This is a genomic window from Streptomyces sp. NBC_00223, from assembly GCF_036199905.1.
In the GTDB taxonomy this organism is placed as follows: Bacteria; Actinomycetota; Actinomycetes; order Streptomycetales; family Streptomycetaceae; genus Actinacidiphila.
In genome coordinates, this window is the sequence record NZ_CP108109.1 from 276187 (window position 1) to 297114 (window position 20928).

23 protein-coding genes are annotated in these 20928 nt (G+C 73.0%); 12 read left to right on the forward strand and 11 right to left on the reverse strand.

What is annotated here, in order from left to right; genetic code table 11:
* Window positions 1–306: 306 nt before the first annotated feature.
* Complete coding sequence (locus OHA30_RS01205; protein ID WP_328911883.1) at window positions 307–1275, reverse strand: ROK family protein; 969 nt, start codon at window positions 1273–1275, stop codon at window positions 307–309.
* Between the two features lie 153 nt (window positions 1276–1428).
* On the opposite strand from OHA30_RS01205, the gene OHA30_RS01210 reads away from it, so the two are divergent.
* Complete coding sequence (locus tag OHA30_RS01210) at window positions 1429–2415, forward strand: LacI family DNA-binding transcriptional regulator (RefSeq protein WP_328917686.1); 987 nt, start codon at window positions 1429–1431, stop codon at window positions 2413–2415.
* A gap of 82 nt (window positions 2416–2497) precedes the next feature.
* On the opposite strand, the gene OHA30_RS01215 is transcribed toward OHA30_RS01210, so the two are convergent.
* The 4 genes from OHA30_RS01215 to OHA30_RS01230 form a co-directional block, all read right to left on the reverse strand.
* Window positions 2498–3460 carry an electron transfer flavoprotein subunit alpha/FixB family protein gene (locus OHA30_RS01215; RefSeq protein ID WP_328911884.1) on the reverse strand — a complete coding sequence of 321 codons (963 nt, stop codon included), beginning with the start codon at window positions 3458–3460 and terminating at the stop codon, window positions 2498–2500.
* 107 nt (window positions 3461–3567) lie between these two features.
* Window positions 3568–4353, reverse strand: coding sequence for an electron transfer flavoprotein subunit beta/FixA family protein (locus OHA30_RS01220; protein WP_328911885.1), 786 nt, complete (start codon window positions 4351–4353; stop codon window positions 3568–3570).
* 415 nt (window positions 4354–4768) lie between these two features.
* The gene (locus OHA30_RS01225) at window positions 4769–5344 is read right to left on the reverse strand and encodes a flavin reductase family protein (protein ID WP_405785983.1); all 576 of its coding nucleotides are present in this window, start codon (window positions 5342–5344) and stop codon (window positions 4769–4771) included.
* A gap of 214 nt (window positions 5345–5558) precedes the next feature.
* Window positions 5559–5972: a TlpA family protein disulfide reductase gene (locus OHA30_RS01230; protein ID WP_328911886.1), complete on the reverse strand. Its 414-nt coding sequence runs from the start codon at window positions 5970–5972 to the stop codon at window positions 5559–5561.
* A 139-nt stretch (window positions 5973–6111) separates the two neighbouring features.
* On the opposite strand from OHA30_RS01230, the gene OHA30_RS01235 reads away from it, so the two are divergent.
* Together OHA30_RS01235 and OHA30_RS01240 are read left to right on the forward strand one after the other, a co-directional pair.
* Complete coding sequence (locus OHA30_RS01235; protein ID WP_328911887.1) at window positions 6112–6519, forward strand: DUF4395 domain-containing protein; 408 nt, start codon at window positions 6112–6114, stop codon at window positions 6517–6519.
* Between the two features lie 208 nt (window positions 6520–6727).
* Entirely contained in the window at window positions 6728–7474 is a 747-nt protein-coding gene (locus tag OHA30_RS01240) for a lysophospholipid acyltransferase family protein (RefSeq protein ID WP_328911888.1), read from the forward strand.
* 20 nt (window positions 7475–7494) lie between these two features.
* Here the strand turns inward: OHA30_RS01240 and OHA30_RS01245 are convergent, their stop codons facing one another.
* The 4 genes from OHA30_RS01245 to OHA30_RS01260 are packed head-to-tail and all read right to left on the reverse strand — an operon-like array spanning window position 7495 to window position 11403.
* A complete protein-coding gene (locus OHA30_RS01245; RefSeq protein ID WP_328911889.1) occupies window positions 7495–8097 on the reverse strand; it encodes a transglutaminase-like domain-containing protein in 603 nt (200 codons plus the stop codon).
* Window positions 8098–8147: 50 nt separating this feature from the next.
* The gene (locus tag OHA30_RS01250; protein ID WP_328911890.1) at window positions 8148–9245 is read right to left on the reverse strand and encodes a threonine aldolase family protein; all 1098 of its coding nucleotides are present in this window, start codon (window positions 9243–9245) and stop codon (window positions 8148–8150) included.
* Window positions 9224–9982: an SDR family oxidoreductase gene (locus tag OHA30_RS01255; protein ID WP_328911891.1), complete on the reverse strand. Its 759-nt coding sequence runs from the start codon at window positions 9980–9982 to the stop codon at window positions 9224–9226. Before OHA30_RS01255 ends, OHA30_RS01250 begins: the two co-directional genes overlap by 22 nt.
* Window positions 9983–10005: 23 nt before the next feature.
* The gene (locus OHA30_RS01260) at window positions 10006–11403 is read right to left on the reverse strand and encodes a DUF6421 family protein (protein ID WP_328911892.1); all 1398 of its coding nucleotides are present in this window, start codon (window positions 11401–11403) and stop codon (window positions 10006–10008) included.
* A gap of 263 nt (window positions 11404–11666) precedes the next feature.
* On the opposite strand from OHA30_RS01260, the gene OHA30_RS01265 reads away from it, so the two are divergent.
* From OHA30_RS01265 to OHA30_RS01280, 4 genes are all read left to right on the forward strand, one after another.
* Window positions 11667–12335 carry a glycerophosphodiester phosphodiesterase gene (locus tag OHA30_RS01265; RefSeq protein ID WP_328911893.1) on the forward strand — a complete coding sequence of 223 codons (669 nt, stop codon included), beginning with the start codon at window positions 11667–11669 and terminating at the stop codon, window positions 12333–12335.
* 139 nt (window positions 12336–12474) lie between these two features.
* A complete protein-coding gene (locus OHA30_RS01270) occupies window positions 12475–13383 on the forward strand; it encodes an ABC transporter substrate-binding protein (protein ID WP_328911894.1) in 909 nt (302 codons plus the stop codon).
* 25 nt (window positions 13384–13408) lie between these two features.
* Window positions 13409–14287, forward strand: coding sequence for an amino acid ABC transporter permease (locus OHA30_RS01275; RefSeq protein ID WP_328911895.1), 879 nt, complete (start codon window positions 13409–13411; stop codon window positions 14285–14287).
* Between the two features lie 16 nt (window positions 14288–14303).
* Window positions 14304–15098: an amino acid ABC transporter ATP-binding protein gene (locus OHA30_RS01280; RefSeq protein WP_328911896.1), complete on the forward strand. Its 795-nt coding sequence runs from the start codon at window positions 14304–14306 to the stop codon at window positions 15096–15098.
* Between the two features lie 118 nt (window positions 15099–15216).
* Here the strand turns inward: OHA30_RS01280 and OHA30_RS01285 are convergent, their stop codons facing one another.
* Entirely contained in the window at window positions 15217–15750 is a 534-nt protein-coding gene (locus OHA30_RS01285; RefSeq protein WP_328911897.1) for a GNAT family N-acetyltransferase, read from the reverse strand.
* Between the two features lie 244 nt (window positions 15751–15994).
* Here OHA30_RS01285 and OHA30_RS01290 point away from each other — a divergent pair, with 244 nt between their 5' ends.
* From OHA30_RS01290 to OHA30_RS01305, 4 genes are all read left to right on the forward strand, one after another.
* Entirely contained in the window at window positions 15995–16540 is a 546-nt protein-coding gene (locus tag OHA30_RS01290) for a DUF5134 domain-containing protein (protein ID WP_328911898.1), read from the forward strand.
* A gap of 80 nt (window positions 16541–16620) precedes the next feature.
* The gene (locus OHA30_RS01295) at window positions 16621–17559 is read left to right on the forward strand and encodes a M56 family metallopeptidase (protein ID WP_328911899.1); all 939 of its coding nucleotides are present in this window, start codon (window positions 16621–16623) and stop codon (window positions 17557–17559) included.
* Between the two features lie 43 nt (window positions 17560–17602).
* The gene (locus OHA30_RS01300) at window positions 17603–18292 is read left to right on the forward strand and encodes an HAD family hydrolase (protein ID WP_328917688.1); all 690 of its coding nucleotides are present in this window, start codon (window positions 17603–17605) and stop codon (window positions 18290–18292) included.
* Window positions 18293–18473: 181 nt separating this feature from the next.
* The gene (locus OHA30_RS01305) at window positions 18474–19127 is read left to right on the forward strand and encodes a TetR/AcrR family transcriptional regulator (protein WP_328911900.1); all 654 of its coding nucleotides are present in this window, start codon (window positions 18474–18476) and stop codon (window positions 19125–19127) included.
* A 12-nt stretch (window positions 19128–19139) separates the two neighbouring features.
* Here the strand turns inward: OHA30_RS01305 and OHA30_RS01310 are convergent, their stop codons facing one another.
* Window positions 19140–19511: an ArsR/SmtB family transcription factor gene (locus OHA30_RS01310; RefSeq protein ID WP_328911901.1), complete on the reverse strand. Its 372-nt coding sequence runs from the start codon at window positions 19509–19511 to the stop codon at window positions 19140–19142.
* Between the two features lie 102 nt (window positions 19512–19613).
* On the opposite strand from OHA30_RS01310, the gene OHA30_RS01315 reads away from it, so the two are divergent.
* On the forward strand, window positions 19614–20714 hold the full coding sequence (locus tag OHA30_RS01315; protein WP_328911902.1) for an NADH:flavin oxidoreductase/NADH oxidase: 1101 nt from the start codon (window positions 19614–19616) through the stop codon (window positions 20712–20714).
* The last annotated feature ends 214 nt before the right edge of the window (window positions 20715–20928 follow it).

The window sequence follows — 20928 nt, forward strand, 5'->3', positions numbered from 1 at the left end:
CAGCGGGCATGCGGGCTGGGGTGCGGACGTGCGGCGGCAGGCGCGCAGAGGCGCGGCCTCCAGGCGTGCGTGCAAGCGTGCGGGCGTGCGGACGCCGACGGTGCTGTACCCCCACGGGAAGACCGTCAGCCGACAACGAACCGAAACGGGTGGTGCGGGCGGGAAACACCCCCACGACGAACGCGCCACCCGCCAACGGCGAACACGCCCCCACCACCCCCGGCGCAACGCCGCACGCACTCGCGCACCCGCACAAGCGCGCGCCCCGCGCTCAGGCGAGCCCACCACCCCCAACGGAGCCCGAGGCTACCGCGCTCGAAACCCCTCCACCCCCAACGCCAGCCCCGCGGCGGCCGCCGCCCCCACCAGCCCCGCGTCGGTCCCGAGCTTCGCCGGCACCACCTCCACCCCCGCCGCGAACGACAGCGTCGCGTACCGCGTCAGATGCTCCCGCAGAGGATCGAACAGCACCGGCCCCGCCCCCGCGACCCCGCCGCCGATCACGGCGACATGGATCTCGACCAGCGTCGCCGTCGCCGCGATCCCCGCGGCCAGCGCCTGCGCCGCCCGGTCGAAGGACGCCAGCGCGACGGGGTCGCCGCCCCGGGCCGACTCCGCGACCGCCGCGGCCGTGGCCTCGGCCCCGGCCGGCGGCCGCCAGCCCGCGTCGAGCGCGCGGCGGGCGATGTTCGGCCCGCTGGCGATCCGCTCCACGCAGCCGCGCGACCCGCACGGGCACAGGTCGCCGTCGAGGTCGACGCTGATGTGCCCGATGTGCCCGGCGTTCCCCGTCGGCCCGGGCAGCAGATCGCCGCCGAGGACGAGACCGCCGCCGACTCCGGTCGAGACCACCATGCACAGCGCGTTGTCGTAGCCGCGGGCCGCGCCCTGCCAGTGCTCGGCCGCGGTCATGGCGACGCCGTCGCCGGTGAGGACCACCGGCAGCCCGTCGGCCGCCCGTGACACCCGGGGCACCAGTGGGAAGTCGCGCCAGCCGGGCACGTTGACGGGGCTGACCGTGCCGTGCGCGGCGTCCACCGGGCCGGCGCTGCCGATGCCGACGGCCACCACGGCGGGCCACGACGAGGAGGCCCGCAGTTCGTCGAGTACGTCGGTCACCGCGCCGAGCACGGTCTCGCCGTCCGCGGCGGCGGGCGTCGGCCGCAGCGCCCGTACCGGCAACCGCCCCTCCGCGTCGACGAGGGCCCCGGCGATCTTCGTACCGCCGATGTCCAGTGCGGCCACGAGTGGGCCGTTGGCGCCGTGGGGGTGCATCGCTCGGGGGCTCCTCTTCGTCACATGACACCGGGGTTCCGCGGCGGCGGCCCCGGGGGTAGTCTCGCCTGACTCTGACAACGTTGTCCATCTCTTGCCGCAGGGAATACTACGACCGTGACACAAACGCCTGGCCGTACCCCCCGGCCGACCATGAAGGATGTCGCCGCGCGAGCGGGCGTGGGACTCAAGACCGTCTCCCGCGTGGTGAACGAGGAACCGGGTGTCACACCCGAGACCGTCGCTCGTGTGCAGTCCGCGATCGACGCGCTCGGCTTCCGCCGCAACGACAGCGCGCGCCTGCTGCGCACCCGGCGCACCGCCAGCGTCGGGCTGGTCCTCGAAGACCTCGCCGACCCCTTCTACGCGGCGCTCAGCCGCGCGGTCGAGGATGTGGCGCGGGCGCACGGCGCCCTGTTGTTCACCGGTTCGAGCGCCGAGGACCCGCGCCGCGAGCAGGAGCTGGTGCTGGCGTTCTGCGCCCGCCGGGTGGACGGTCTGGTGGTCGTCCCCGCCGGCGACGACCACCGCTATCTGAGCCCGGAGATCGAGGCGGGCGTGGCCACCGTCTTCGTCGACCGGCCGGCCGGCAAGCTGGACGCGGATGTCGTCCTGACCGACAACGCGGGCGGCACCCGTGACGGCGTGGCCCATCTGATCGCCCACGGCCACCGCAGGATCGGCTTCATCGGCGACCAGTCGGGCATCCACACCGCAGCCGAGCGCCTGCGCGGCTACCGCGAGGCGATGGCCGACGCCGGGCTGCCGACCAGGCCCGAGTGGTACGCGATGGGTCCCACCACCCCGGATCGGGTACGGGCCTCGCTGGCGGCCATGCTGTCCGGCCCGGAGCCGGTCACCGCCCTGTTCGCGGGCAACAACCGCGTCACCGTCACGGCGGTCCGCGTCCTGTCCGGCCACCCCCGGCCGGTCGCCCTGGTCGGCTTCGACGACTTCGAGCTGGCCGATCTGCTGAACCCCCCGGTCACCGTGGTCGCCCAGGACGCCCCCGGACTCGGCCGCAGTGCCGCCCAGCTTCTCTTCCGGCGCCTGGACGGCCTGACCCCGGACGAACCCAGCCGGGTCGAGCTCCCGGCCCGGCTGATCCCGCGCGGCTCCGGCGAGATCCCCCCGTCGTGACACCGCCCGGCGCCCGGCCCGGGGACGCGCCGGCCCCCGTACGCGCGGGGGCGTACGGGGGCCGGCGGGAGCGTGCGGCGGGTCAGCCCTTGCGGGCCTTGACCTCCTCGGTGAGCTGCGGGACGACCTGGAAGAGGTCGCCGACCACGCCGTAGTCGACCAGGTCGAAGATCGGGGCCTCGGCGTCCTTGTTGACGGCCACGATGGTCTTCGAGGTCTGCATGCCGGCCCGGTGCTGGATGGCGCCGGAGATGCCGTTGGCGATGTAGAGCTGCGGGGAGACCGACTTGCCGGTCTGGCCCACCTGGTTGCTGTGCGGGTACCAGCCCGCGTCCACCGCGGCGCGCGAGGCGCCGACGGCCGCGCCGAGGGCGTCGGCCAGGGCCTCGATGACCGAGAAGTTCTCGGCGCCGTTGACCCCGCGGCCGCCGGAGACCACGATCGCGGCCTCGGTCAGCTCGGGGCGGCCGGTGGACTCGCGCGGGGTGCGGGCGACGACCTTGGTGCCGGTGGCCAGCGGGCCGAAGGTCACCTCCAGCGGCTCGACGGTGCCGGCCGCGGGCGCCGCCTCGACGGGCGCGGAGTTGGGCTTGACGGTGATGACCGGGATGCCGCGGCTGACCCGGGAGCGGGTGGTGAAGGCGGCGGCGAACGCCGACTGCGTGGCGACCGGGCCCTGGTCGCCGGCCTCCAGGTCGATGGCGTCGGTGATGACGCCCGAGCCGAGCCGCAGTGCGAGCCGGGCGGCGATCTCCTTGCCCTCGGCGGAGGAGGGCACCAGGACCGCGACCGGCTCGACGGCCGCGGCGGCGGCCTGGAGGGCGTCCACCTTCGGTACGACGAGGTAGTCGGCGAACTCCGGCGCGTCGGCGGCGAGCACCCGGACCGCGCCGTGCTCGGCGAGCACCGGCGCGGCGCTCTCGGCGCCCGGGCCGAGGTGGACGGCGACCGGCTCGCCGATACGGCGGGCCAGCGTGAGCAGTTCGAGGGTCGGCTTGCGGACGGCACCGTCCACGTGGTCGACGTAGACGAGGACTTCAGCCATGGGATTGCTCTCCTGCGGATTCGATTGCGGGGCGCGGGCGGTGCGGCGGCCGGTGACGGCCGCCGGGGGAACGCTTCTCAGAGGGATGTCCGGAGATCATCGGGACATCAGATGAACTTCTGCGAAGCGAGGAATTCCGCCAGTTGCTTGCCGCCCTCGCCCTCGTCCTTGACGATCGTGCCCGCGGTGCGGGCGGGCCGCTGCGTGGCGTCATCGACGGCGGTCCAGGCGCCGGCCAGACCCACATCGGCCGGGTCGATGCCCAGGTCGGCCAGGTCGAGCGCCTCCACCGGCTTCTTCTTCGCGGCCATGATGCCCTTGAAGGACGGGTAACGCGCCTCGCCCGACTGGTCGGTCACGGAGACCAGCGCGGGCAGGGACGCCTCCAGCTGCTCGCTGGCGGCGTCGCCGTCACGGCGGCCGGTGACCTTGCCGTCGGCCACCGAGACCTCGGACAGCAGGGTGACCTGCGGGATGCCCAGGCGCTCGGCGAGCAGCGCGGGCACCACGCCCGCGGTGCCGTCGGTGGACGCCATGCCGGTGACGACCAGGTCGTATCCGGCGTGCTCGATCGCCTTGGCGAGCACCAGCGACGTACCGATGACGTCGGTGCCGTGCAGCGCGTCGTCCTCGACGTGGATCGCCTTGTCCGCGCCCATCGAAAGCGCCTTGCGCAGCGCGTCCTTGGCGTCCTCCGGACCCACCGTCAGCACCGTGATCTCGGCGTCGTCGGCGGCGTCCGCGATCTGCAGCGCCTGCTCGACGGCGTACTCGTCCAGCTCCGACAGCAGGCCGTCGACCGCGTCGCGGTCGGTGGTCAGGTCCTCGGCGAAGTGACGGTCACCCGTGGCGTCGGGCACATACTTCACTGCGACTACGATCCTCAAGCTCACGCCTGCTCTCCTACTGCGTTGTCCTGCACGTCTTCGTCAACTGCCCCGGACAGGCCCGGGGGCGACCCGGAATGTGCCCCTGACCCGCAGCATAGGCGCCCGCGGCGGCGGCTCAGCTCCGGGACGCAGCAACTGCCCCGACTGAGATATTACTCGCCAGTAGACCGAGTCGCCGGGCGTTCCGCAAGGCCGTCGCGATGTGATGTGCCCGACGCCGGGGCGCGCAAGGGCGCGGACGGGCACGAAAGAGCGCGTCCGGGCCTGCCGGGCCGTCAGACCCGGTCGGCGGCCGGCCCGCGGCCCGGGTACGGCCCGGCCGGGCGCGCCGGATTCGGACGCGGCGGGACCCGCGGTCGGGACGGGTCCGGGGCTCGTACGGACCCTGACGCAGGCAGATCCGTACGCGGGCCCGGGTTCAGTCCTGTCCGGGCCTGGAGGGCAGCCGGTGGAAGCCGCCCTCGTGGTAGAGCAGCGGGCCGCCCGGTCCCCGGGACTCGGCGGCCACCGCCTGCGCGACCACTATCCGGTGGTCGCCCGCGGGCACTTGGCCGACGACCCGGCCGACGACCCAGGCGGAGACACCGCCCAGTAGCGGCACCCCGTGCGGGCCCGGGGCCCAGGCGGTGGCGGGACCGAAGCGGTCGGCGCCGCTGCGGGCGAACAGGGCCGCCAACTCCTCCTGGTGCTCGCCGAGTATGTGGACGCCGACATAGGGCGCCTCGACCACGGCGGGCCAACTGGAGGAGCCGGAGCTGATGCCGAAGGAGAGCAGCGGTGGGTCGGCGGCCACCGAGGCGAGCGAGGTGGCAGTGAAGCCGGCCGGTCCGGCGGGCCCGGGCGCGGTGATCACCGCGACACCGGCGGCGTGCCGGCGGAAGACCGAGCGGAACAGGGCGGGATCGACGGCGCTGGTGGCGCCCGCTGCGGGGGCGCCGGAGTCGGAGGCGGGGACGGCCGGGCGGGCGGAACCGATGTCGCTCGTGGCGGTCACGGAGACGTCCTTCGGATACGGGCGGATGAGCGGCGGACGGGGAGAAGGCGCTCAGTGGCCCGGACAGCGCGCGCTGGAGTGCCGTCCGAAGTCAATGTCGGCCCGCTTCCACAGCAGGGGGATGCGCGACATCACGTCAGAGTGACGATTCACGGCGCGGTCCGTCAAGAGCCCGGTCGGCAGCGGATATGTCGTCACATCGCCCCCTCTCCGCTCAGACCGCCGACCCCAGCGCCGCGATCACGTCGGCGCGGCGCGGCTGCCCGGCGGCCCTGCGCACGACCGAGCCGTCGGCGGCAAGCACCAGTACGGTCGGGGTCTTGTGTATGTTCAGCCGGCGGACGAGTTCCAGGTGCGCCTCGGCGTCGATCTCGATGTGCCGTACGCCCTCGACCATGTCCGCGACCTCGCCCAGCACCCGCCGGGTGGCCCGGCAGGGCGCGCAGAACGCGCTGGAGAACTGGACCAGGGTGGCCCGCTCCCCCAGCGGCCCGCCGAGATCGGCGGCGGTGAGCCGTTCTTCGCCGTCCTTGGCCCGCACGCGCACTCTCCCGTCCCGGCGCCGGTGGATGACCCCGTAGACGCTCGCGGCGGCGAGCACGGCCAGGCACACGACCAGTCCCGTCATCGCCGTCCTCACTTCTCTTCCGCGGCCCGCGTGTGGCGGGGCCGTGTTGCGTCGTCCCGGAGTTCATCTGTGCAGCGTTCATGCGACCGCAATGATTCCCGCGGGTCCGGCGGCTTGGCTTTCGGCCATCATTTCAGCCATGGAGATAGATGTACGAGGGCCCCGGTTCGGTGCCGCCCTCACCACGCTGGTGCTCGCGGTCGTCCTGATCACCGGGAGCGGCTGGCTGCTGGCCGTTCAGGCGGCCTTCTTCGCGGTCGGCGCGGCAGCGGGGGTGCAGAACTCGCCGTACGGCCGGCTCTTCCGCGGCGTGGTGCGGCCCAGGATCGGTCCGCCGCCGGCCACCGAGGACGCGGCGCCGCCGCGCTTCGCCCAGGCGGTGGGGCTGGTCTTCTCGGTCGTCGGGGTGATCGGTTACGCGGTCGGTCCGCAGTGGCTGGGGCTGGCCGCGACCGCGTGCGCGCTGGCCGCCGCCTTCCTCAACGCGGCCTTCGCGTACTGCCTCGGCTGCGAGATGTACCTGCTGCTCAAGCGGGCCACCGCCTGACAGCTGCCCTGTGTCGAGAAGCCGATTTGTCGACCCGATGACGCCGATCCCCCGTCCCACCTGCGACGTGAGAAGAATCTCGCCGCGCCGCGGGCGCGCGGGATGACACGGGGGGCGCCGCCGGGGCACCATCGCTCAGCGGCCGACTCCGTACGGGCGCGTAACTTCCGCCGGGCGCGCCGCCCCGGAGAGAGCAGGTGCCCCCGTCATGGCCGAACTCGTCTACCCGCCGGTCGTCGGCTTCGCCCGGACCATGTTCAAGGCGCAGGGTCTGCGCTTCGACATGCGGGGCACCGAGCATGTGCCGCGTGAGGGCGGCGCGCTGCTGGTGAGCAATCACATCGGCTATCTGGACTTCGTCTTCTGCGGTCTCAGCGCTCTCCCGTCCAAGCGGCTGGTGCGCTTCATGGCGAAGGAGTCGGTGTTCCGGCACAAGGTGTCGGGGCCGCTGATGCGGGCGATGAAGCACATCCCGGTGGACCGCTCGGAGGGTATGCACGCTTACGCGCACGCGCTGGACGCGCTGCGCGGCGGCGAGATCATCGGGGTCTTCCCCGAGGCGACGATCTCGCAGTCCTTCACCCTCAAGGCGTTCAAGTCCGGTGCCGCGCGGCTGGCGATGGAGGCCGGGGTGCCGCTGCTGCCGATGGCGCTGTGGGGCACCCAGCGGCTGTGGACCAAGGGCCACCCGCGCAACCTGGGCCGCACCAAGCTGCCGATCACGGTACGGATCGGCGAGCAGATGCGGCCGCACCAGAACGAGCGGGCCGGCGCGCTCACCCGGCGGCTGCGCCAGCGGGTCCAGGAGCTGCTGGAGGACGCCCAGCGGGCGTATCCCGGCCGTCCCTCCGGCCCGGACGACCGCTGGTGGCTCCCGGCGCACCTGGGCGGCACCGCGCCCACGCCGGAGGAGGCGGCGGCGCGGGACCGCGAGAGCCAGCCGCAGGCGAGCTGACGGGCTTCGCGCCTTCGCGCTCAGTCCAGTCCCGCGGGCAGCGTCACGGCCAGTTCGGTACGGGTCGCGGCAGCCCGCAGCGCGGCCAGTACGGGCGCGGGCGGCGCGGCGTAGAGCAGCGGGTAGTCCACCTCGCCGAGTTCGGGCCGCACCGGCCAGGCCAGCCGTTCGCCGTCGAGCGAGAACCGGGCGTCCACGCCGGGCTTGTTGCCGCGCGGGTCCTGGCGGGCCCAGCGGTCGTGGCCGGGCAGCAGCAGGGCGACGAGGCCGTGGACGACCGGGTGCGAGCCGTCGTCCTCGGTGAGCCGCTGGTAGCACAGCCCGGCCGGGATGCCCTCGGCGCGCAGCAGGGCGGCCAGGGCGTGCGACTTGGCGTAGCAGATGCCGGTGCGCCGTTCCAGCACGTCGGAGGCCCGCCAGGTGACGCGCTCGTCGCCGCTGTCGAAGGAGTGCGGGACGGCGTCACGGACGTACTCGAAGGCCGCCTTCGCATAGTCATACGGTTCGGGGGCGTCGGCGCGCAGCAGGGCGGCGGTCTCCCGTACCAGTGGGTGGCCGTGGTCGATGACCTCATCGGCGGCCAGATAGGCGGAAAGGTCGGCGGTCTCCGGGGTGGGCTCCATGGAGCCGAGCCTAGGAGGCCGCCGACCTTTCGTTCAATCAGTTTACGGTGCTACGCATACTCATGCAGTTCCTCGGCGAGGGCGGCGGCGAATGCGTCGACGTCCTCCTCCGTGGTGTCGAAGGAGCACATCCAGCGCACCTCGCCGGTCTTCTCGTCCCAGAAGTAGAAGCGGTAGCGCTTCTGCAGCCGTTCGCTGACCTCGCGCGGCAGGAGCGCGAAGACGGCGTTGGACTGCACCGGGCGCAGCACCGTGACCCCGTCGAGGTCGCGGACCGCCCGGTCGAGGCGGCGGGCCATGGCGTTGGCGTGCGCGGCGCTGCGCAGCCACAGGTCGCCGGCCAGCAGCGCCTCGAACTGCACGGACACGAAGCGCATCTTGGAGGCGAGCTGCATGGAGAGCTTGCGCAGGTGCGGCAGGGCGCGGACCCGTGCGGGGTCGAGGACGACCACGCACTCGCCGAGCAGCAGACCGTTCTTGGTGCCGCCGAAGGACAGGATGTCGACCCCGGCCTCGGTGGTGAAGCGGGCGAGCGGCACATCCAGGCTCGCCGCCGCGTTGGCGATCCGGGCGCCGTCCAGGTGCACGGCCATGCCGAGCTGGTGGGCGTGGTCGCAGATCGCCCGGATCTCCTCGGGCGTGTAGCAGGTGCCCAGCTCGGTGGTCTGGGTGATCGAGACGACCTGCGGCTGGGCCCGGTGCTCGTCGTCGAAGCCGTACGCCTGCCGGTCGATCAGCTCGGGGGTGAGCTTGCCGTCCTCGGTGGGCACGGTGAGCAGCTTGAGGCCGCCGACCCGCTCGGGGGCGCCGCACTCGTCGACGTTGATGTGCGCGGACTCGGCGCAGATCACCGCGCCCCAGCGCTCGGTGACGGCCTGGAGGGCGGTCACATTGGCGCCGGTGCCGTTGAAGACGGGGAATGCCTCCGCGCGGGGGCCGAAGTGGCGGCGGAAGACCTCCTGGAGGTGGACGGTGTAGTCGTCCCCGCCGTAGGCGACCTGGTGGCCGCCGTTGGCGAGGGCGAGGGCGGTGAGCACTTCGGGGTGCACTCCCGCGTAGTTGTCGCTGGCGAATCCGCGTACCCGCGGATCGTGGCGCCGTACGGCGTCGGTGGCGAGCTGTTCGGTCACGGTCGGGGCGTCAGCCACTGTCGGGTCCCGTTCACTTCCGTAGGGCTCCGGTCCCAGACGGCCGCGATCGCCTCGGCGAGGTCGTGGACGTCGGTGAAACCGGCGAATTTGGCGTTCGGGCGCTGGGCCCGCAGCTCATCGTGCACCAGCGCCTTGATCACCAGTACGGTGGCCGCCGCCGTGGGCTCGTTCTCGCCGCTCAGCTTGCGGAAGGAGTCGGCCATCGCGAGCGTCCACGCCTCGGCCGCGGCCTTGGACGCGGCGTAAGCGGCGTTGCCGGCCGTGGGCTCGGTGGCCGCGGCGGCGCTGATCAGCACATAGCGTCCGCCGGGGCTGCGCATCAGGCCGTCGTGGAAGGCCATGGAGGTGCGCTGGACGGTACGGATCAGCAGGTCGTGCAGCACGTCCCAGTCGGCCAGCTCGATCTCCGGGAAGGAGGCGGAACCGCGCCAGCCGCCGACGAGGTGCACCAGGCCGTCGACCCGGCCGTGGTCCTTCTCGATCCGGGAGGCCCAGTCCTGGGTGGCCTCCAGGGCCAGCAGGTCCACGATCTCGCCGGTGATGTCCGCGCCGCCCGCGTCGTACTGCGCCGCGTCCACGGCCTCGGCCAGCCGCTCGGGGTCCGCGTCCGCGGCGATCACATGGCCGCCCGCGCGGGCCAGCCGCTGAAGCACCGCCCGGCCCGCCGGACCGCCCGCGCCCGCGACCGCGATCACCGCTCCGTCGAGTCCGCCTGTGTATGTGTCGGTCGTCATCTCCGCCTCCTCGCCGGCACCGGTCACGCGGCGCCTCGCAGCGCGCTGTCGCCGGTGATGCCCTTGGTCGAGGCGATCACCTCGCGGAGCTTCTTCGCAAGGGCCTCATAGAACATGCTGAGCGGAAATTCGTCCGCCAGCACTTCGTCCACCAGCTTGCGCGGCGGGAGCGAGAGGTCCAGGGCTTCCGGACCCTTCGCCCAGACGGAGCCGGGATGCGGGGAGAGGTACGTCGCGACCAGATCGTAGGCGGCGAACCAGTGCACGAGTTTGGGCCGGTCGATGCCGTCCCGGTACAGCGTCTCGATCTCGGCGCAGAGCTGGTTGGTGACCCGCGGTGCGCGCTCCCAGTCGATGTGCAGGGTGTTGTCAGTCCAGCGTACGGCGTCGTGCTTGTGGAGGTAGGCGAAGAGCAGCTGTCCGCCGAGCCCGTCGTAGTTGCGCACGCGCTCACCGGTGACCGGGAAGCGGAAGAGCCGGTCGAAGAGGATCGCGTACTGCACGCCCAAGCCCATCGGGTGGCCCTCGGCCTGGAGCGCGACGGCCTCCTTGAAGGTGGTCAGGTCGCAGCGCAGCTCTTCGAGGCCGTACATCCAGAACGGCGCGCGCTGCTTGATCATGAAGGGGTCGAACGGCAGGTCGCCGTGGCTGTGGGTGCGGTCGTGGATCATGTCCCACAGCACATAGGTCTGCTGCGCCAGCTCCTGGTCCTCGACCAGCCGGACGGCCTCCTCGGGCAGCTCCAGGCCGAGGGTGTCCACGGCGGCGGCGGTCACGGCGCGGAAGCGGGCCGCCTCGCGGTCGCAGAAGATGGCACCCCAGGTCCAGCGCTCGGGGGCCTGGCGTACGGCGACGGTCTCGGGGAAGAGCACCGCGGAGTTGGTGTCGTAACCCGGGGTGAAGTCCTCGAAGGTGATGGGGACGAAGAGCGGGTTGTCGTACCGGGTGCGCTCCAGTTCGGCCAGCCATTCGGGCCAGACCACACGCAGGGCGACCGCTTCGAGGTTGCGGTTCGGGTTGCCGTTCTGGGTGTACATCGGGAAGACGACGAGGTGGCGCAGGCCGTCGCGGCGGTCGGCGGCGGGCTGGAAGGCCAGCAGCGAGTCGAGGAAGTCGGGGACGGCGAAGCCGCCGTCGGACCAGCGCCGCAGATCGGCGACCAGGGCGCGGTGGTAGTCGGCGTCGTGCGGGAGCAGCGGGGAGAGCTGCTCGACCGCGTCCACGACCCGGGCCAGGGTGCGTACGGCGTCGTCCCGGGGGGGCGCGCCCTCGGCGTCGAAGTCGATCGAGCCGTCCTTCTGCTGCCAGGGCCTGATGGCTTCCACCGCCTGCTTCAGCACGGCCCACTGGGGGTGGCCGACGATCCCGTCGCCGGACATCTCACTCCCACCCGCCGCCTCCGGCGAAAGAACTTCACTCATGACCCCTCCTTTGCAAAAGAACCTCTCGTTCAGACACGGTAGCCGCGACCTTGATCCCGCTTCAACCGGGGCCGGGGAAAATATCCTGCCCCATGGCGTGTCGACCGCTGTTTTTACTGTTGGCTTCCCGGATGACTCACTAAAAGTTGCCGTTTCGTCTCCTTGGCAGCAGACCCGGCACCGCGATCTCCCCCACGGGCGCCGGCGCCGACTCGTCACCCGGGGTTCGGGCGCGCGCCGCCTCGGCTGACTAGGGTGCGGCCATGAGCTTCCTCACCGTCGGTCACCGCGGGGTCATGGGCGTCGAGCCGGAGAACACCCTGCGGTCCTTCCGCCGGGCCGAGCGGGCGGGCCTGGACCAGATCGAACTGGACCTCCATCTGAGCAAGGACTGCGCGCTGGTCGTCATGCACGACTCCGAGGTGGACCGCACCACCGACGGCGCCGGACTGGTCCGCGATCTGACCCTCGCCGAGATCCGCGGCCTGGACGCCGGGCTCGGCGAGCGCGTACCGCTCTTCGAGGAGGTGCTGGACGCGGTCGCCCTGCCCGTGCAGGCCGAGATCAAGGACATCGCGGCGGCCCGGGTGCTGGCCGCCGTACTGCGCGAGCGCGGCGAGACCGACCGGGTCAGCGTTCTGTCCTTCCACGACAAGGCCCTCGCCGAGGTCCGCACCCTGCTCCCCGAGGCGCGCACGGTGCTGGTCGCGAGCGAACTGGGCCCCGACCTCGTCCCGCGCGCCCAGGCCGTCGGCGCCCGCCTGGTCAGTCTTGACCTGACCCGGATCAGCCTGGACGTCGTACGCCGCTGCCACGCGGCCGGGATCGCCGTGATGGCCTGGCCCGTGAACTCCGCGCGGGACTGGGCGCTGGCCCGCGCGCTCGGCCTGGACGGCGCCGCCACCGACCTGCCGGAGGAGCCCGCCGGGTAGCGGCCGCGGCGATCACCGTGCGCGACACGCGTGCCACCCCTCGTGACCGTCCGCAACACAGCGGACACAAAGGTCCGTCATTCGGACAACAGTCCCCATCGCATGGACAGACCCGTCCACGCGGTGCCAAAGTCCCGCCATGCGTCCCGCGATCACGCCGTCCCCGCGCCGCGTCGCCCTCCCGGCGGCCGCCCTGCTCACCCTCGCCCTCGCCGTCGGCTGCTCGCCGCAGGACGACGACACCGCCTCCGACACACCGGCGTCGCCCTCGTCCGGCGCGCCCGCGACCACCGCCGCCTGCGCGCCGGGGTCGCTCCCGACCCACTCCGCGGGCAAGCTCACCATCGGCACCGACAACCCGGCGTACGACCCCTGGTTCTCCGACAACAAGCCGTCCAACGGCAAGGGATACGAATCGGCGGTCGCCTACGCGGTGGCCAAGCAGCTCGGTTACCCGCAGGACCAGGTGGTCTGGAAGACCGTGCCCTTCAACAGCGCCTTCGCGCCCGGGGTCAAGGACTTCGACTTCGACATCAACCAGGTGTCGATCAACGCCGACCGCAAGAAGGCCGTCGACTTCTCGCCGGGCTACTACGACGTACGGCAGGCCGTCATCGCCCGCAAGGGCTCGAAGATCGCCGGCGCGCACGCCATCGCCGACCTCAAGGGCGCGAAGCTGGGCGCCCAGATCGGCACCACCAGCCTCGACTTCATCACCGACGTGGTGAAGCCGTCCAAGCAGCCCGCCGTCTTCCAGCGCAACGACCTGGCCGTGGCCGCGCTCAAGAACGGCCAGGTCGACGGCATCGTGGTGGACCTGCCGACCGCCTTCTACATCACCGGCGCGGAGGTCCCCGACGCCAAGGTCGTCGGGCAGTTCGCCAACACCGGTGGCACACCCGAGCAGTTCGGGCTCGTCCTCGACAAGGGCAGCAAGCTGACGGACTGTGTGTCGCGGGCCGTCACCGCGCTGCGCTCGGACGGCACCCTGGCCGCGATCGAGAAGCAGTGGCTGTCCGACGCGGTCGACGCCCCGGTGCTCAAGTGACCGCCCCCGTACCGCGGAGCTGCCGATGACCGTGCGGGACGAGGTGGCACCGGCCGAACCGTACAAGCCGTCGGCGCGGCGGATCGCCCGCGAGCGCCACCGGCGGGCCCGCACCCGCCGGTCCTTCGCCGTGGCCACGGTCAGCACCGTGGTGACGGCGGCCGTGCTGGTCACGCTGACCGTCAACTCGCCCGGCTGGTCCCGCACCCGGGAGACCTTCTTCAACGGGCACTACGCCCGGGTGGCGCTGCCCGACGTGCTGCGCGGGCTGTGGCTCAACCTCCAGCTGATGGTGGTGTGCGGCGCCGTCGTCCTGGTCGCCGGGCTGGTGATCGCGGTGCTCCGCACCCTGCGCGGCCCGGTCTTCTTCCCGCTGCGCGCCCTGGCGACGGCGTACGTCGACTTCTTCCGCGGGCTGCCGCTGATCATCTGCATCCTGGCGGTGGTCTTCGGCGTGCCCGCGCTGCGGCTGAACGGGGTCACCCACGACCCCGTGGTGCTCGGCGGCTTCGCGCTCTGCCTGACGTACACCGCCTATGTGGCCGAGGTGTTCAGGGCCGGCATCGAGACCGTGCACCCCAGTCAGCGCGCCGCCGCCCGCTCGCTCGGCCTCAGCAGCGCCCAGGCGATGCGGCACGTGGTGCTGCCGCAGGCCGTCCGCCGGGTGGTGCCGCCGCTCCTCAACGACCTGGTCTCGCTGCAGAAGGACACCGGCCTGGTCTCCATCGGCGGCGCCGTGGACGCCGTCCAGGCCGCGCAGATCGTCGCCAGCCGGAGCTTCAACTACACGCCCTATGTCATCGCCGGGGCGATCTTCGTGGCGCTCACCATCCCGATGACACGGTTCACCGACTGGGTGACCGCGCGGATGAACCGCCGGCAGTCGCAGGAGGGGTCCGTATGAGCCGGGAAGGGGCCGTATGAGCACCGGCGCGCGCGCCGAGGAACCCGTGTCGCCCGCCCTTGCCGTCGAGCCGGTGCTGCGGCTGGAGTCGGTCCGCAAGACGTACGGCCCGACCGTGGTGCTCGGGGACATCGGCCTCGACGTGCCCGCGCACACCGTCACCGCCCTCATCGGCGCCTCGGGCTCCGGCAAGTCGACGCTGCTGCGCTGCGCCAATCTGCTGGAGGAGATCGACGACGGCGCGATCTTCCTCGACGGCGAGGAGATCACCGACCCGGAGGTCGACCAGGACGCGGTCCGCCGCAGGATCGGCGTCGTCTTCCAGGCGTACAACCTCTTCCCGCACATGACCGTGCTGGACAACATCACCCTGGCGCCGCGCCGGGTGCACAAGGTGCCGCGCAAGGAGGCCGAGGCGGCGGCGCGCGAGCTGCTGGGACGGCTCGGGCTCGCCGACCGGGCGGGCGAGTACCCGGACCGGCTCAGCGGCGGTCAGCAGCAGCGCGTGGCGATCCTGCGGGCGGTCGCCACCCGGCCGCGGCTGCTGCTCCTCGACGAGGTCACCGCGGCCCTCGACCCCGAACTGGTCGGTGAGGTGCTGGCCGTCGTGCGCGACCTCAAGGAGGAGGGCATGACGATGGTGATCGCCACGCACGAGATGGCCTTCGCCCGCGAGGTGGCCGACCAGGTGTGCTTCCTGGACGCCGGGGTGATCCTGGAACGCGGCACGCCCGCCGAGGTGTTCGGCGCGCCGCGCGAGCAGCGCACCCGGGACTTCCTGCGGCGGATCACGGCGGCGGGGCGGCTGTGAGGGCGGTGGCCGCCGGCTGACGTACGGGGGCGGGCCGACGTACGCGGGGCCGGCGGGTGCGGGCTCGCGCGGCGTCGGGCCCGCGCTCGGGTCGGCCCGCGCTCGGGGGCTCGCGCCCTCAGGTGAGCTTCTTCGTGAGCAGCTCGAACTCCAGGTCGTCGCGGGTCGGCAGCCCGAACCGCTCGTTGCCGTAGGGGAAGGGGCTCATCTCGCCGGTCCGCCGATAGCCGCGCCGCACGTACCAGGCGATCAGGTCCTCGCGGACCGAGATCACCGTCATGTGCATCTCGGCGACCTTCCACTCGTCCCGGGCGAATCGTTCCGCCTCGGCGATGACGATCTTGCCCAGGCCGGCGCCCTGGAGGGTGGGCCGCACCGCGAACATGCCGAAGTACGCGTGCTCGCCCCGGTGTTCGAGCTGACAGCAGGCCACCAGTTCGCCGCCGCTCTCCACCACCACCAGCCGGCCGTCCGGCTTCTCGATGACGGCCAGCACGCCCTCGGGGTCCGTCCGCCGGCCTTCCAGGATGTCCGCCTCCGTCGTCCAGCCGGCCCGGCTCGCCTCCCCGCGATAGGCGGACTCGATGAGTGCCACGAGCGCGGGCGCGTCGGCGGGGGTGGCGGCACGGAAGACGAGGGCGGCGGTGTCCATGCGGGTCAGGCTAGTACAGGCCCCCTGGACGGTCGCCAGGGCCGAATACGGATGGACAGGGGGCGGGGTGACCGGGGGGCGGAGCGGGTGGTGCGCAGGGCGCGCGTACGAATGACGCGCTCCCCCGAGTAGTTCCGTGCGCGTGGGTGCGCGCCGCCGGGCACGGGCAGACCTCCATCAGGCGACCGTTCGGGGACGGAGGAACGGGAGCGTCGCGTACGGGGAGGGCGAGGAGGGGGAGCCCATGCACGGACCGCCGTTGGTGGCCTGGCTGCTCGTGGTGCTCAGCGCGGCGGCCGCCGTCTCCTGCCTGGTGCGCGACGAGGCCCGGCACGAGGCGCTGATGGGGGTCGGCATGGCCGTGATGGCCGTGCCGCTGTCGGTGCTCGACCCCCGGCCGTGGGGGGCGCCCGTGTTCACGGCCGTCTTCGCGGCCGCGGCCGTGCACGCCCTGCTGTCGGCCCGCCGCCGGACCGGACACCATCTGCACCACTCGGTGTGCTCGGCCGCGATGGTCTACATGGCGCTGGCGATGGCCGGGGGCGGCGGCGGGCACGCGGAGCACACCGGGCACGCCGGCGCCGGCACCCCGCTGCTGACCGGTGTGCTGCTGCTCTACTTCGCGGGATACGTGCTGCGCTCCGGCACCCGGCTGGTGGCCCTGCCCGCCCCCGGAGTGCTGATACCCGGCGCCGTCGGCACCGCGCGGCTGCGGCACGCGCCCGAGGTGGCGGCCGCCTGCCGGGTGTCGATGGCTCTGGGCATGTTCGCCATGCTGATGGTGATGTGACCGACACGTCCCGTGAGTGATGCGTCACATCGGTCCGGTGCCGTACCCGGCGGTCCTCGCCTGCTCCTAGGGTGATCAGCATGACGGTCCCGTTTGTGCTGCTGGTTCTCGGCGCACTTGCGGCGGCGACGGCGCCGCGTCTGCTCTCCCGTGCCGACTGGCCGGAACGCGAACCGGTGCTGGCCCTGTGGGTCTGGCAGTGCGTGGTCGCCGCTGTGCTGCTGTGCTGTGTCTCGGCGATGGCGCTCACCGCCTCGGCCGCCTGGTCGGCGGTCCGCGGCAATGTCTTCGCCTACGCCCCGCGCGGTGTCGTCGACGCCTACGGCCTGCAGGAGTACGGGCACTGGGCAGGCGCCCTGGCGATCCTGCTCGCGCTCGGCGGCCTGTGGACCGCGGCGATGCTCACCCGCGAGGTGCGGGCCGCCCGCGCGCGGCGCCGCAGGCGCAGGACCGAACTGCGGGTGCGCGCACCCCGGTTGCCGGGTGAGTCGGTACCGCCCGGTGAGCGTCTGGTGATCCTGGAGGACCGCCGCTCGGACGCCTGGTGGCTGTCCGGGGCGGAGCCCCGACTGGTCATCACCACGGCCGCGTTGGGCCGTCTCAAGGGCCGTCAGCTGGACGCGGTGCTGGCCCACGAGCAGGGCCACGCGCGGGCCAGGCACGATGTGCTGCTGCACTGCGCGGGCGCGCTGGCGGGCGGTTTCCCCCAGGTGCCGGTCTTCGCCGCCTTCCGCGACCAGGTCCACCACCTGGTGGAGCTGGCCGCCGACGACACGGCGTCACGCCGTTTCGGCCGGGTGACGACCGCCCTCGCGCTGGTGGAGCTGAACGAGGAGCGCGGGGTGTTCGGCCCGTCCCCGACGCCGCTGGCCGCCCTGCCCGGGCGGGTGCACCGGCTGCTGGAACCGGCGCAGCGTCTGACGCCGGCCCGCCGGCTGCGGGTGACCGTCGCCGCGCTGCTGGTGCCCGCGGTCCCGCTGCTGGTCGCCTTCGGCCCCGGCCTCCACGCGCTCGCCTGACCACGTGACCGCTCCCGGAGCAGACGAGAGGGCCACCGCGGCCGTGCGGGCGTGCATGTTCGACTTCTCCGGCACGGTCTTCCGTATCGAGCCCTGCGAGGACTGGCTGCGCGCGGTTCTCGCCGACGAGGGGATCGAGGCGGACCCGGAGACGGTCACGGCGTACGCGCGGCGGCTGGAGCGGGCCGGCGCCCAGCCCGGCGGCGCCCGGCCCGAGCGGATTCCGCCGCACCTCGTGGCGGCCTGGGCCGACCGTGATCTCACCGCGGAGCTGCACCGGGCGGCGTACACCGGGCTGTCCCGTACGGCCGGGCTGCCCTGGGACGTGCACGACGCGCTCTACGACCGGCAGAGCGCCCCGGCGGCGTGGGCCCCGTATCCGGACGCGGCCGAGGTGCTGGGCGCGCTGCGCGAGCGCGGGGTGCCGGTGGCGATCGTCAGCAACATCGGCTGGGATCTGCGCCCGGTCTTCCGCGCGCACGGGCTCGACTCCTTGGTGGACGTGTTCGTGCTGAGCTGTGAGCACGGCGCGCAGAAGCCCGACCCGCGGCTGTTCCGTGTCGCGTGCGAGGCGCTGGGAGCGGCGCCGGAGCGGACCTTGATGGTGGGCGACGACCGTACGGCCGACGGGGGCGCCGCGGCGCTCGGCTGCCCGGTCCTGCTGGTGGACCACCTGCCCGTGGCCGAGCGGCCCGACGCCCTGCGCGGAGTGCTGGATCTGATCGGCCGATGACCACCCGGCCGGGGCGAGAAGCGACCGCGGCGAGTGGACACGACCCGGACACGGCGAACGCCGGTCCCGGCGATCCCCCGCGTCGCCGGGTCCGGCGTTCTTCCCCGTCACCCGCCCGGGCCGTAGCCCGGCGAGCCGCGCTGAGTATATTGGCTCGCAGCCAGTCAACGCAGGAGTAAGCATGTCCCCTCGGAGCCCATCGGTCAATGAAGCGATGCGTCAGCGTTCCCGGGAACGGCTGCTTCAGGCGACCCTCGAACTCGTCGAGGAGCGCGGTTACGAGGCCACCACGCTGGCCGACATCACCGAACGCGCAGGTACGGCCCGTGGTCTGGTCTCGTACTACTTCTCCGGCAAGCGCGCGCTGCTCCAGTCGGCGGTGCACCGGCTGATGAACCGTGAACTCGCCGCCGCCCTCGCCGCCGAGCCGCGCACCGACGACGGGCAGGAGCTGATGGCCCGGGCGATCGACGCGGTCCTCGGTCTGACACGTACGCACACCACCCTGATGCGCACCCACATGGCGTCGATACTCCAGGAGGAGGGCTTCATCCAGTGCCCCGAGCAGCAGTTGCTGGCCTCGCTGCTGCGGGACACCACCGTGCGCTGGGGCGCGGCGGAGCCGGAGGAGGAGTACCGGCTGCTGCGGGCCCTGCTGATGGGCGCGACCGTGGCCCTGCTGCTGCCGGGCGCGCCGATGCCGGTGGCCCGGCTGCGGGCCGAGCTCTTCCAGCGGTACGGCCTGGCGTGGGGCGCGGGCAGTCCGCCGCCGGGCGCCGAGGCGTACGACCCGGCGGCCGGCACCCGCAAGCCCGTCCGGACGCCGACGCTCTGATCCGGCGGACCCTCAGCTCCCGCCGAGCCGTTCGGCCTGGGCCTCGGCCGCGCTGAGCACCCGGTCGAGCAGGCCGGGGAAGAGGGCGTCGAGGTCGCCGCGCCGCAGGGCGTTCATCTTGGAGGTGCCGCGGTAGATCTGGCGGATGACGCCCGCCTCGCGCAGCACCCGGAAGTGGTGGGTGGTGGTCGACTTGCTGACCGGCAGCGGCACGTCGGAGCAGGTCATCTCGTCCTTCGCGGCGGCCAGGCTCCGCACCACGATCAGGCGCATGGGGTCGGACAGCGCGTGCAGCACGTCTTCGAGCCGGATGGCGTCGACCGCGGGGTGCTCCAGCGGGCGGCTCGCGGCAAGGGCGGCGGTGACCGGGGGCGAGGCTGTCATGAACGCCATATTACGACAGCTCTCGTAGTTTGACAGACGCCGTACTACGGTGTTTATGGTCTGACCGGGAAACCCCCGACGCCCTACGACGAGGAGCGTGCCGTGAGCGCACTGTTCGAGCCCATCACCCTGCGGTCCCTGACCCTGCGGAACCGTGTCTGGATGGCGCCGATGTGCCAGTACTCGGCCGACACCCGAGGGCCGGGCCGGGGCGCGCCGAACGACTGGCACTTCGCCCACTACGGCGCCCGCGCCACCGGCGGCGCCGGACTGGTCCTGACCGAGGCCACGGCGGTCAGCCCGGAGGGCCGGATCAGCCCCGCGGACCTCGGCATCTGGAACGACCACCAGGTGGCGGCCTTCTCCCGGATCACCCGCTTCCTCAAGGAGCAGGGCGCCGCCGCGGGCATCCAGCTCGGCCACGCCGGGCGCAAGGCGTCGACCGACCGGCAGTGGCTGGGCGGCGGACCGCTCGGCCCCGACCGGGAGGGCTGGCAGCCGGTCGGCCCGAGCCCGGTGCCCTTCGACGACGCCCACCCGGTGCCGGACGAGCTGTCCGAGGCCGACATCCGGGAGGTCGTGGCGCAGTTCGCCGCGGCCGCGCGGCGGGCGCTCGCGGCGGGCTTCGAGGTGGTCGAGGTGCACGGAGCGCACGGCTATCTGGTCGGCCAGTTCCTCTCCCCGCACAGCAATCACCGCACGGACGCGTACGGCGGCTGCTTCGAGAACCGCGTCCGCTTCGCGCTCGAGGTGGTCGACGCGATCCGCGAGGTGTGGCCGGAGGAACTGCCGCTGTTCTTCCGTATCTCGGCCACCGACTGGCTGGAGAGCGCCGGCTGGACGGCCGACGAGACCGTGCGGTTCGCCAAGGAACTGCTCGCCCGGGGCGTGGACCTGCTGGACGTCTCCTCCGGCGGCAACGCGGCCGGGGTGAGCATTCCGGTGGGCCCCGGCTACCAGGTGCCGTTCGCGGCCCGGGTGAAGGCGGAGACCGACCTTCCGGTCGCCGCGGTCGGCCTGATCACGCAGCCGCAGCAGGCCGAGACGATCGTCTCCACCGGCCAGGCCGACGCCGTGCTGCTCGGGCGGGAGCTGCTGCGCGACCCGGCGTGGCCGCTGCGGGCCGCGTACGAACTGGGCGCGTCCGGGTCCGCCGGGGTGCCGCCGCAGTACGCCAGGGCGTACCCGCGTCCGGTGCTCTGAGCGGACGCCGGCCCCGGAACCCTCCGTTCCGCGCCCGCTGTCAGTGGTCGGGTGCAGACTTTGTGATGTCGGACACATCGGGATCGCGGAGGTAGGGCGTCATGATCGGCGGGTGGCGTGCGGCGGGTGGGCGGACGGGCCCGTTCCCGGGCGGTGGCGGGGGCCGGTCGCCACCCGATCGCGGAGTCCCGTGCACCGCGGGGCTGTTGAGCCA

What these genes read in the sequence shown, in the direction of transcription:
- OHA30_RS01205 (WP_328911883.1), bottom strand. Translation starts at nt 1,275, where the DNA reads ATGCACCCCCACGGCGCCAACGGCCCACTCGTGGCCGCACTGGACATC.
- OHA30_RS01210 (WP_328917686.1), top strand. Translation starts at nt 1,429, where the DNA reads ATGAAGGATGTCGCCGCGCGAGCGGGCGTGGGACTCAAGACCGTCTCC.
- OHA30_RS01215 (WP_328911884.1), bottom strand. Translation starts at nt 3,460, where the DNA reads ATGGCTGAAGTCCTCGTCTACGTCGACCACGTGGACGGTGCCGTCCGC.
- OHA30_RS01230 (WP_328911886.1), bottom strand. Translation starts at nt 5,972, where the DNA reads ATGACGGGACTGGTCGTGTGCCTGGCCGTGCTCGCCGCCGCGAGCGTC.
- OHA30_RS01235 (WP_328911887.1), top strand. Translation starts at nt 6,112, where the DNA reads ATGGAGATAGATGTACGAGGGCCCCGGTTCGGTGCCGCCCTCACCACG.
- OHA30_RS01240 (WP_328911888.1), top strand. Translation starts at nt 6,728, where the DNA reads ATGGCCGAACTCGTCTACCCGCCGGTCGTCGGCTTCGCCCGGACCATG.
- OHA30_RS01245 (WP_328911889.1), bottom strand. Translation starts at nt 8,097, where the DNA reads ATGGAGCCCACCCCGGAGACCGCCGACCTTTCCGCCTATCTGGCCGCC.
- OHA30_RS01255 (WP_328911891.1), bottom strand. Translation starts at nt 9,982, where the DNA reads ATGACGACCGACACATACACAGGCGGACTCGACGGAGCGGTGATCGCG.
- OHA30_RS01260 (WP_328911892.1), bottom strand. Translation starts at nt 11,403, where the DNA reads ATGAGTGAAGTTCTTTCGCCGGAGGCGGCGGGTGGGAGTGAGATGTCC.
- OHA30_RS01265 (WP_328911893.1), top strand. Translation starts at nt 11,667, where the DNA reads ATGAGCTTCCTCACCGTCGGTCACCGCGGGGTCATGGGCGTCGAGCCG.
- OHA30_RS01270 (WP_328911894.1), top strand. Translation starts at nt 12,475, where the DNA reads ATGCGTCCCGCGATCACGCCGTCCCCGCGCCGCGTCGCCCTCCCGGCG.
- OHA30_RS01275 (WP_328911895.1), top strand. Translation starts at nt 13,409, where the DNA reads ATGACCGTGCGGGACGAGGTGGCACCGGCCGAACCGTACAAGCCGTCG.
- OHA30_RS01280 (WP_328911896.1), top strand. Translation starts at nt 14,304, where the DNA reads ATGAGCACCGGCGCGCGCGCCGAGGAACCCGTGTCGCCCGCCCTTGCC.
- OHA30_RS01285 (WP_328911897.1), bottom strand. Translation starts at nt 15,750, where the DNA reads ATGGACACCGCCGCCCTCGTCTTCCGTGCCGCCACCCCCGCCGACGCG.
- OHA30_RS01290 (WP_328911898.1), top strand. Translation starts at nt 15,995, where the DNA reads ATGCACGGACCGCCGTTGGTGGCCTGGCTGCTCGTGGTGCTCAGCGCG.
- OHA30_RS01295 (WP_328911899.1), top strand. Translation starts at nt 16,621, where the DNA reads ATGACGGTCCCGTTTGTGCTGCTGGTTCTCGGCGCACTTGCGGCGGCG.
- OHA30_RS01305 (WP_328911900.1), top strand. Translation starts at nt 18,474, where the DNA reads ATGTCCCCTCGGAGCCCATCGGTCAATGAAGCGATGCGTCAGCGTTCC.
- OHA30_RS01310 (WP_328911901.1), bottom strand. Translation starts at nt 19,511, where the DNA reads ATGACAGCCTCGCCCCCGGTCACCGCCGCCCTTGCCGCGAGCCGCCCG.